This is a genomic window from Arthrobacter sp. 01T425, assembly GCF_056398725.1.
The window spans coordinates 45,453-55,092 of record NZ_JBFTPY010000023.1; the positions used below are offsets into that span (position 1 = coordinate 45,453).

Below are 9,640 nucleotides of genomic sequence, written 5' to 3' on the forward strand. Positions count from 1 at the left end.
AGCTACAGCCCAAGGTCCTCCAGAACCGGCAGTTTTGCCCGCACCCAGGCCCGGGCCTCGGTAGCGCTCGGCGCGGACAAGGCCAGCTTGGCAAGCTCCCGGGCTTCAGCCAGGGTGACGGTCTTCAGCACGGCGGCGACGGCCGCGATGGAACGCGCCGTCATGGACAGCGTGGTGACGCCCAGCCCCGTGAGGACGACGGCGAGGGCAGGGTCCGCCGCGGCCTCGCCGCACACGCCCACCGGCTTGTTGTGGCCCTCGGCCGCGGAACCTTCCACGGTCAGGCCCACCAGCCGCAGTACGGCCGGCTGCCAGGGGGTGTTCAGGGCGGCCAGCGGGCCGAGCTGGCGGTCGGCCGCCATGGCGTACTGGGTGAGGTCATTGGTGCCCAGGCTGGCGAAGCCGACCTCGCGGAGGATGGCCTCGGCCGTCAGCGCCGCCGACGGGACCTCCACCATGACGCCGGGCGTCTTGATCCCTGCCGCGGCGCACAGCGAGGCAAAGCGGGCCGCCTCCTCAGCGGTGGAAATCATCGGGGCCATCACCCAGACGTCCGCCTCGGATGCCTTCTCCGCCAGGGCAATGGCCTGCAGCTGGCGCTCCAGGACCCCGGGCGTGGTGAAGTCGGTGCGGTAGCCGCGGACGCCCAGGGCCGGGTTGGGCTCGGTGGCGTCGGTCAGGAACGGCAGCGGTTTGTCCGCTCCGGCATCCAGCGTGCGGAGCACCACTTTCTTGCCCGGGAAGGCGTCGAAGACGCCCTGGTAGGCGGCGGCCTGCTCCTCCACGGTCGGTTCGGTGTCCCGCTCCAGGAAGCAGAACTCGGTCCGGAACAGTCCCACGCCCTGGGCGTTCAGGCCGGCCGCGGCCACGGCGTCCTTGGCGCCGCCGACGTTGGCCAGGAGCGGCACGAGGTGGCCGTCCGCCGTCGTGCCGGTCCCGTCGAAGGCGGCAAGCAGCGAGGCGGTGGCGGCCCAGTGGGCTGCGGCCGCGCGCTGGGACTCGTCCGGGTTCGCGGTGATGAGGCCGGCCGCACCGTCCACGTACACCTCGGTGCCGTCGGCGAGCTCGTCGACCCCGACGGCGGCGACCACGGCCGGCAGACCCAGCGAGCGGGCGATGATCGCGGTGTGGGACTGCGGGCCGCCACCGGCGGTGACCAGCGCCAGGACCTTTTCCGGATCCAAGGTGGCGGTATCGGCCGGGGCCAGGTCCTCGGCGATGAGGATGAACGGGGTGGGGGACACGGGAATGCCCGGCGCGGGGACCCCGCGCAGTTCCGCCACGATCCGGGAGCGGACATCCAGGACGTCCGTGGCGCGCTCGGCCATGTAGCCGCCCAGGTTGTGCAGCATCTCCGAGACCGAGGCGCCGGCTTCCCAGATTGCCCGCTGCCCGGAGGTGCCGCGGCCGATCAGTTTGGCGGCGGATTTGAGCAGCATGGTGTCGGTGGCCATGAGGGCCGTGGCCTCGAGGACGGCCTTGCCGTCGCCCGAGACGGTCTCGGACCGGGCCTTCAGTTCGTCGTGGACGGATTTCGCCGCGGCCTTCAGCGCCGCCGTCGCGTCCTCCGCCGTGACGCCGGCGGGAAGCTGCTCTCCGGCAGGCGGTTCGCTGATCGGTTTGGGCATCTGCCGGACGGTACCGATGATGCGGCCGGGGCTAACGCCTACTCCTGGGAAGTTCTGCACTGAAGGTCCTCATTTTCTGTCGTAGGCCAGTGGCCACTAAGCCGGTAAACCAAGTGCCGCAGCGACCCTGCTGATCATCTGCGCCTGCGGCTGACGGCTGCGGCAGCGGGCGGGTCACGGCACCTGGAAAAATCGTATGTGATGCAGTTCATATAGCGTTGCTATAGGTGCTAGGGTAGCGGTTATGAGTATCGATGGCCAGCTACCACCCAAGGCCCGGCTGCTGCGTGCGGCCGCCGAGCTGCTGGCCAACTCCGGCGGATCCGCAGTCTCGACCCGCCAGATCACGCAGCTGGCCGGTGTCACGGCACCGACCCTCTACCACCACTTTGGTGACAAGGAAGGGCTGTTCGACGCTGTCGTCGCAGCAGGTTTCGACGAATATGTCGCGGGCGAACGTGACTTCGCGCCCTCTGGCCAACCTCTGGAGGACATCCGGAGGATGTGGGACAACCATGTCCAGTTCGGGCTGAAACAGCCGGAACTGTACCTCGTCATGTTCGGCAATATCCGCCCTGAGAGCCGCCCGGCCATCGTCGCCGATGCCGAGGCCCTCATGGAGGAAATGCTGAACAAGGCGGCTGTCTCCGGCCAGCTCAACGTCCCGCCCAAGGAGGCGGCCAGGTCCATCCTGGCGGCCAATGTGGGCATGACCCTCATGCTGATCGCGGAAAAGGTGCCGGAGCGGAACCTCGAGCTCTCCGCCATGACCCGCGACGCCATGATCTTTGCGGTTTCCACCGAGCAGGCCCGGGACAACGGTTCTGTGGACAGCGGAAAGTCCTCAGTGGTTGTGGCGGCCATCGCATTGAATGCAGCACTCCAGGCGTCCCACTCGGACCAGCTCTCCAGCTCGGAACTCAAGCTCTTCCTCGAATGGCTCCACCGGATCTCCAACAGCTCCACCAGCTAGCTCGGCGAAATTATCGGACCATCCTGCAATGCAGCGGGAACGACGGTTAGGAACTCACATGGCAACAGAGACAGTTGCGAAACCACGCACCAGCATGCGCGTACACGTCCAGAAATTCGGGACGTTCCTGTCCGGAATGATCATGCCCAACATCGGCGCCTTCATCGCCTGGGGCTTCATCACGGCGCTCTTCATCCCGGCCGGCTTCTTCCCCAATGCGGAGCTCGGCAAGCTTGTCGGGCCCATGATCACGTACATGCTCCCGCTGCTGATCGGCTACACCGGCGGCCGGATGGTCTACGGCGTGCGCGGCGGCGTGGTGGGCGCGGTGGCCACCATGGGCGTCATCGTCGGTACCGACATCCCCATGTTCATCGGCGCCATGATCCTTGGCCCGCTCACTGCCTGGATCATGATGAAGCTGGACAAGATCTGGGAAGGCCGCGTCAAGCCCGGCTTCGAAATGCTGATCGACAACTTCTCGGCAGGCATCGTTGCCGCTGCCATGGCGGTCGTGGGCATGCTGGTGGTCGGCCCGATCGTGAAGGCCTTCAGCAATGGCGCCAGCGCCGTGGTCGAATTCCTGGTCACCAACGGCCTGCTGCCCTTCACGAGCATCTTCATCGAGCCCGCAAAGGTCCTGTTCCTCAACAACGCCGTTAACCACGGCATCCTCACCCCGCTGGGCACGCAGCAGGCGCTCGAGCAGGGCAAGTCCATCCTTTTCCTGCTCGAAGCCAACCCCGGTCCGGGCTTCGGCATCCTGCTCGCCTTTTCATTCTTCGGCAAGGGTCTGGCCAAGGCGTCCGCGCCGGGCGCAGCCGTGATCCAGTTCGTCGGCGGTATCCATGAGATCTACTTCCCGTACGTCCTGATGAAGCCGATGACGATCTTCGCCGCAATCGGCGGCGGCATGACCGGCATCTTCACGCTCGTGGTCACCGGCGCCGGACTCCGGTCCCCGGCAGCCCCGGGCAGCATCATCGCGGTCTACGCCTCTACGGCACGCGACAGCTACGTTGGCGTGACGCTCTCCGTCCTCTTTGCCACCACGGTGTCCTTCCTGATCGCCTCGGTGGTCCTGAAAGCCAGCAAGGCGCCCGCCGAAGACGACCTCGATCAGGCCACCCACCGGATGGAGGCCCTGAAGGGCAAGAAGAGCTCGGTGTCCGCAGCCCTGATCGGTGAGGGCGTGGGTGCCAGCGGCGTCGCCGTCCTCGCCACCCCGATCAAGAACATCGTCTTTGCCTGCGACGCCGGCATGGGTTCCAGCGCGATGGGCGCCTCGGTGCTCCGCAACAAGATCAAAGCCGCCGGCTTCTCGGACGTCAAGGTCACCAACTCCGCGATCGCCAACCTCACCGACACGTACGACGTCGTCATCACCCACCAGGACCTGACCGAACGGGCCAAGCCCGCGACCGCCAGCGCCGTGCATGTCTCTGTGGACAACTTCATGAACAGCCCGCGGTACGACGAGATCGTGGAACTGGTCGAGGCCAGCAACACGGAAGCCGGCACCACGGAAACGACCCCTGCCGCGGCCGCCGCCGGCACCGCCCCCGCGGCCGCCGAGGCAGAAGCCGAGCAGGGTCCTGCCGGCATCCTGGTGGCCGAAAGCGTCGTCCTCAACGGCCGCGCGACCACGCGGGACGCCGCGATCGACGAGGCCGGGCAGCTTCTGCTGGACCGCGGCGCCGTCGACTCCGGCTACGTGGACGCCATGCACGAACGCGAGGAATCCGTCTCCACGTACATGGGCAGCTTCCTGGCCATCCCGCACGGCACCAACGCCGCGAAGGACCACATCATGAAGTCGGCGGTCTCCGTTATCCGCTACCCGAACGGCATCGACTGGAACGGCAAGGAAGTGAAGTTCGTCGTCGGTGTGGCCGGCGTCAACAACGAACACCTGCACATCCTGTCCTCAATCGCCAAGGTCTTCACCAACAAGGCCCAGGTGGCCCAGCTCGAGGCGGCCACCACGGTTGACGAAGTGCTGGCCCTGTTCGGAAAGGTCAACTCCTAGTGAAGGCTGTTCATTTCGGAGCCGGAAACATCGGGCGCGGCTTCGTGGGCCTGCTGCTGCACGACGCAGGGTATGAGGTGGTGTTCGCCGACGTCGCGGACGCCCTCATCACCGAGCTGGCCGCCGCGGACAGCTACGAGGTCCACGAAGTCGGAGAGAACCCCGCTGTCCGTACCGTCAACAACTTCCGGGCGCTGAACTCCGGCACCCAGGAAGCCGACGTCGTCGCGGAAATCGCGACGGCGGACATCGTCACCACCGCCGTGGGGCCGCATATCCTGAAGTTCGTGGCGCCCGTGATCGCCAAGGGGATTGCCGCCCGTGCCGCCGGGCTGGCGCCGCTGCAGGTGATGGCGTGCGAGAACGCGATCAACGCCACGGACATCCTGAAGTCCGAGGTCGTTGCCCAGTGGGATCCGGCCGCGGGCGCCCTGGACGCGGCCGCCGTGTTTGCCAACACGGCGGTGGACCGGATTGTGCCGAACCAGGAGGCCGGGCAGGGCCTGGACGTCACGGTGGAGACGTTCTATGAGTGGGTGATCGACCGTACCCCGTTCGCCGGGAAGGAGCCGGTGGTCCCGGGCGCGACGTTCGTGGACGATCTCGCACCGTACATCGAGCGGAAGCTGTTCACCGTCAACACGGGGCACGCGGCGGCGGCCTACTTCGGATTCGAGGCCGGCCTGGGCAAGATTTCCGAGGCCATGGCCGACCAGGACGTCGCGGCCGATGTGCGCGCCGTCCTGGACGAAACCAAGGAGCTGCTGGTGGCCAAGCACGGCTTCAACCGGGCCGAGCAGGAGGCGTACGTGGAAAAAATCCTGGGCCGCTTCTCGAACCCGCACCTGCCGGACACCGTCACGCGGGTGGGCCGTGCCCCGCTGCGCAAACTCAGCCGGCACGAGCGCTTCATCGGTCCCGCTGCCGAGCTGGCCGAACGCGGAATTGTCCCCGAGGCGCTGCTCGGGGCCATCGCCGCCGCCCTGCGCTTCAATGATCCGGCCGACGCCGAGGCCGTGGAGCTGGCGAAAATCCTCTCCGCATCCACGCCGGACGAGGCCACGGAGGAGATCACTGGCCTGCCGGCGGACCACCCGCTTTTTGCCGCCGTCTCCTCCCTCATCGAGGAGGCCAAGGCGGTCGTCTGATCAACGCCCTAGCTGGGCCGGCGCCGGAACTCACCTGAGTTCCGGCGCCGGCGTTTTAAGCCCCTCACACCCCCGTTGCCCTATCACTTTTGGCTGCTATCCGACGGTTTTAGCACCCGGGAGTGATAGGGCAACGAGAGTCCTTGACCATTAGGTTGCCTAACTGTTAGGCTACCTAACTATGAACGCCAGTGAACCGGCTGACCCCGGCCTCGTCGCTCTCGCCGAGGACTTCCGCGAGGCCCTCCGCCACAGCATCTACCTCGTCCGCCGCCTGGACGCCGACGGCGAACTCAGCGCCGCCCAGCTCAGCATGCTCAAGATGCTGTTGGACGCCGGGCCCGCCGCAGGCGGCGTGCGGGTAGGCGAAATCGCCCGGAACCTGGGCGTCAAGGTGCCCAGTGCCACCGAGCAGATCATTAAGCTCGAGCGCGCCGGCCTCGCCCGGCGCGAGCCGGACCCCGACGATTCCCGCGCCGTCCGGGTCACCCTCACGGACGCCGGCCTCGCCGCCGTCGCATCCGCCAACGAGCGCCGCAACACCGTCATGGCCGGCGTCCTCTCGTCCCTTTCGGGCGAAGACCGCGCCGCCCTCGCGGCCGCCCTCCCGGTCATCGGCCGGATCAACGCGACGCTCCTGGCCTGATCTTCACCCAACAATTCCAATCACTTAGGAGTGCCCCCATGCACGGCCAGCCCGCCGACACCCTGCCGGCAGCGGAAGTAACCCTCGAGGCCGAGAAGGCCTCACTGCTCAAACAGCCCAAGGCGGTGTGGGCCACGGCCCTCGCGGCGGTGTTCGCCTTCATGGGGATCGGGCTGGTGGACCCCATCCTGCCGGCGATCGCCAAGAACCTGGACGCCTCGCCGAGCCAGGTGTCGCTGCTCTTCACAAGCTATTTCCTGGTGACCGCAGTCGCCATGCTGATCACCGGCTACGTCTCCTCCCGGATCGGCGGGAAGCGGACGCTGCTGATCGGGCTGGCGGTCATCGTCGTGTTCGCCTCCCTGTCCGGCACGTCGGGCAGCGTGGCTGAGCTCATCGGCTTCCGCGCCGGCTGGGGGCTGGGCAACGCCCTGTTTGTGGCCACGGCGCTGGCCGTGATTGTCGGCGTCGCAAGCGGCGGCGCCGGCACGGCGATCATCCTTTACGAGGCCGCGCTCGGCCTGGGCATTTCCCTCGGCCCGCTCCTGGGCGCACTGCTGGGCGGCTGGCAGTGGCGCGCCCCGTTCTTCGGTACGGCCGTGCTGATGGCCTCCGCGTTCATCGCGCTCATTGCCCTGCTGCCCAAGACGCCGCTGCCCGAACGGAAAGTCCGGCTCCGGGATCCGCTGCTGGCCCTGGGGCACAAGGGGCTGCGGACGACGGCGGCCAGCGGCCTGTTCTATAACTACGGCTTCTTCACCGTCCTCGCCTTCACGCCCTTCATCCTCGGCATGGACGCCTACGGGATCGGCGGGGTGTTCTTCGGCTGGGGTGTGGCCGTCGCGGTCTTCTCCGTGTTTGCCGCCCCCGTGCTGCAGAACCGCTTCGGAGCGGTCCGGGTCCTCACCGGCACGCTCGTCCTGCTGATGCTCGACCTTGTGGGACTGGGCCTGGCCGCCGGGCACTCGGTGCCGGCCGTCGTCGTCCTCGTGGTCATTTCCGGGGCGCTCCTGGGCATCAACAACACCATCTACACGGAGCTGGCCATGGGCGTCTCCGACTCGCCGCGGCCGGTCGCCTCGGCCGGCTACAACTTTGTACGCTGGATGGGCGGCGCCCTGGCACCGTTTGCCGCCGCGCAGCTGGGCGAGCACTTCGGCCCGCAGGTGCCCTTCTTCGCCGGCGCGCTGGCCATGGTGGCCGCCATTGCCGTCGTCTTCGGCGGACGCCGCTACCTGGCGGCGCACGAGCCGCACGTGGTGTAGCAACACCCGGTGTTGCGCAGAACCCGCTGAGGTGACAAAGAACGCCCATGCTTCCTCGCAAGCATGGGCGTTCTTTTGTCGGAACGCTGAAGGCGCGGCGGGCCTCACAGAAGCGCCGGCTCAGGCCCTGGCGGACTCTTTCGCGGATTCCTTGGCGGCTTCCTTCGCGGATCCCTTGGGCACGAACAGGGTTTCGGCCTGCTCCAGGGACATGCCGTTGGTCTCCGGGACCTTGAACATGACGAAGAAGAACGACGCCGCCGCGAACAGCGCGTACATGGCGTACGTCAGCGGCAGGGAGGCCGCGGCCATGACCGGGAAGCTCAGGGTGATGGCGAAGTTGGCGATCCACTGCGCGGCCGCGGCCAGGCCCAGGGCCCGGGCGCGGATCCGGGACGGGAAGATCTCCCCCAGCAGCACCCATACCAGCGGCCCCCAGGAGGCGCCGAAGCTGATGACGAACACGTTGGCGGCGACCAGCGCCGCCGGACCCCACGCCCCGGGCAGCGAGATCGCGTCGCCGGACCCGGTGGCCGAGCCGAAGGCCAGCGCCATGGTGCCCAGCGAGAGGGCCATGCCGATGGAGCCGGCCAGCATGATCGGACGACGCCCGATCCGGTCCACCAGGGCGATCGCCACGAGCGTGACCAGGATGTTGGTGACGGCGGTGGCCACGGAGATGGTGAGCGAATCCTTTTCCTGGAAGCCCACGGCCTTCCACAGCGTGGTGGAGTAGTAGAAGATCACGTTGATGCCGACGAACTGCTGCAGCACGGACAGGATGATGCCGATCCAGACCACCGGCTGCAGGCCCAGGGCCTTGCCGCGCAGGGATCCCTTCTGGCCGGCAAGCTTGTCCTCGTCGATGGCCTTCTTGATGTCGCGCAGGTGCCGGTCCGAGTCCTCGTCCGGGGCGATCGACTTGAAGACCCTGAGGGCCTCATCGTCCTTGCCCTGGAACACCAGGAACCGCGGCGATTCGGGCAGGGTGAAGGCGATCCAGCCGTAGACGACCGCGGGAACGGCGGCGGCCATGAACATCCAGCGCCACGCTTCCAAACCAAGCCACAGGGCCTGGTCCGCGCCGCCGGCCGACGTCGCGAACACGGCGTCGGAGAGCAGGGCGGCGAAGATGCCGGTGGTGATCGCCAGCTGCTGCAGCGAGGCCAGGCGGCCCCGGACGTGGCGGGGGGAAATTTCGGAAATGTAGGCCGGCGCGATCACCGAGGCCAGGCCGATGCCGAGCCCGCCCACCAGACGCCAGAAGATCAGGTCCCAGACGCCGAACGCGAACCCGGTGCCGATGGCGCTGACCAGGAACAGCAGCGCGCCCAGCTTCATGGCCGGGATCCGGCCGTAGCGGTCGGCGATCTTGCCGGCCAGGTAGGCCCCTGCCGCGCAGCCGAGGAGGGCCACGGCGACGGCGAAGCCGGTCACGGCCTCGCTGAGGGCGAACTCGTCCTTGATCGCGTCGACGGCGCCGTTGACGACGGAGGAGTCAAAGCCGAAGAGGAAGCCGCCGACGGCGCCCGCTACGGCCAGCCAAATGACCCTTTTTGGGATCTTGGCGGCGGTCTGGTCATGGGTGGTGGTCATACGGCTCCCTTGGCAGTTCGCGGTCCACGGCCTTCGCCGCAACTACCCAGTCTTACACCCGCCCCCGCGTGCCCCCTGTCACAACCACTGGAAAGTGAGACGAAACATACACTTTGCCGCTGCTGCGGCTGAGGACAGACGACGACGGCCGGCAGTCCACAAGACTGCCGGCCGTCGTCGTGTTCCAGACCTCGGGACCGCCTAGTTGTACTGCCCAGGGAGGTTGGTTAAGCGGCTGATGGGCGGCTGGCCTCCGATTGCGGTGTGGGGCCTGTGGTGATTGTAGTGGTGCAGCCATGCCGGGAGGGCGTTTCTGCGGGCTGATTCCGTGGCGTAGAAGCGCTTGAAGGCCCAT

The 9,640-nt window shown here is 67.5% G+C and carries 8 protein-coding genes; 5 read left to right on the top strand and 3 right to left on the bottom strand.

Features of this window, described 5'->3' with window-relative positions; translation table 11 throughout:
* Window positions 1–2 precede the first annotated feature (2 nt).
* Window positions 3–1,688: a phosphoenolpyruvate--protein phosphotransferase gene (gene ptsP / locus AC1DNG_RS19490; RefSeq protein WP_230006916.1), complete on the bottom strand. Its 1,686-nt coding sequence runs from the start codon at window positions 1,686–1,688 to the stop codon at window positions 3–5.
* A gap of 184 nt (window positions 1,689–1,872) precedes the next feature.
* On the opposite strand from ptsP, the gene AC1DNG_RS19495 reads away from it, so the two are divergent.
* The 5 genes from AC1DNG_RS19495 to AC1DNG_RS19515 all read left to right on the top strand — a co-directional run bounded on the left by AC1DNG_RS19495 (window position 1,873) and on the right by AC1DNG_RS19515 (window position 7,689).
* Window positions 1,873–2,601: a TetR/AcrR family transcriptional regulator gene (locus AC1DNG_RS19495; RefSeq protein ID WP_028277575.1), complete on the top strand. Its 729-nt coding sequence runs from the start codon at window positions 1,873–1,875 to the stop codon at window positions 2,599–2,601.
* Window positions 2,602–2,659: 58 nt separating this feature from the next.
* On the top strand, window positions 2,660–4,630 hold the full coding sequence (locus AC1DNG_RS19500) for a PTS mannitol transporter subunit IICBA (protein WP_476888048.1): 1,971 nt from the start codon (window positions 2,660–2,662) through the stop codon (window positions 4,628–4,630).
* Complete coding sequence (locus AC1DNG_RS19505; RefSeq protein WP_476874184.1) at window positions 4,630–5,778, top strand: mannitol-1-phosphate 5-dehydrogenase; 1,149 nt, start codon at window positions 4,630–4,632, stop codon at window positions 5,776–5,778. Before AC1DNG_RS19500 ends, AC1DNG_RS19505 begins: the two co-directional genes overlap by 1 nt.
* 181 nt (window positions 5,779–5,959) lie before the next feature.
* Window positions 5,960–6,424: a MarR family winged helix-turn-helix transcriptional regulator gene (locus tag AC1DNG_RS19510; protein WP_476888049.1), complete on the top strand. Its 465-nt coding sequence runs from the start codon at window positions 5,960–5,962 to the stop codon at window positions 6,422–6,424.
* A gap of 38 nt (window positions 6,425–6,462) precedes the next feature.
* Window positions 6,463–7,689 (top strand): MFS transporter, encoded by a 1,227-nt coding sequence (locus AC1DNG_RS19515; protein ID WP_028277571.1) that lies wholly within the window; start codon window positions 6,463–6,465, stop codon window positions 7,687–7,689.
* Window positions 7,690–7,809: 120 nt separating this feature from the next.
* Here AC1DNG_RS19515 and AC1DNG_RS19520 read toward each other — a convergent pair whose 3' ends face one another.
* Entirely contained in the window at window positions 7,810–9,285 is a 1,476-nt protein-coding gene (locus AC1DNG_RS19520) for a sugar porter family MFS transporter (protein ID WP_476888050.1), read from the bottom strand.
* Between the two features lie 201 nt (window positions 9,286–9,486).
* On the bottom strand, window positions 9,487–9,640 hold a 154-nt coding region (locus AC1DNG_RS19525; RefSeq protein WP_476888052.1), incomplete at its 5' end, for an integrase core domain-containing protein.

What these genes read in the sequence shown, in the direction of transcription:
- AC1DNG_RS19495 (WP_028277575.1), top strand. Translation starts at nt 1,873, where the DNA reads ATGAGTATCGATGGCCAGCTACCACCCAAGGCCCGGCTGCTGCGTGCG.
- AC1DNG_RS19500 (WP_476888048.1), top strand. Translation starts at nt 2,660, where the DNA reads ATGGCAACAGAGACAGTTGCGAAACCACGCACCAGCATGCGCGTACAC.
- AC1DNG_RS19510 (WP_476888049.1), top strand. Translation starts at nt 5,960, where the DNA reads ATGAACGCCAGTGAACCGGCTGACCCCGGCCTCGTCGCTCTCGCCGAG.
- AC1DNG_RS19515 (WP_028277571.1), top strand. Translation starts at nt 6,463, where the DNA reads ATGCACGGCCAGCCCGCCGACACCCTGCCGGCAGCGGAAGTAACCCTC.
- AC1DNG_RS19520 (WP_476888050.1), bottom strand. Translation starts at nt 9,285, where the DNA reads ATGACCACCACCCATGACCAGACCGCCGCCAAGATCCCAAAAAGGGTC.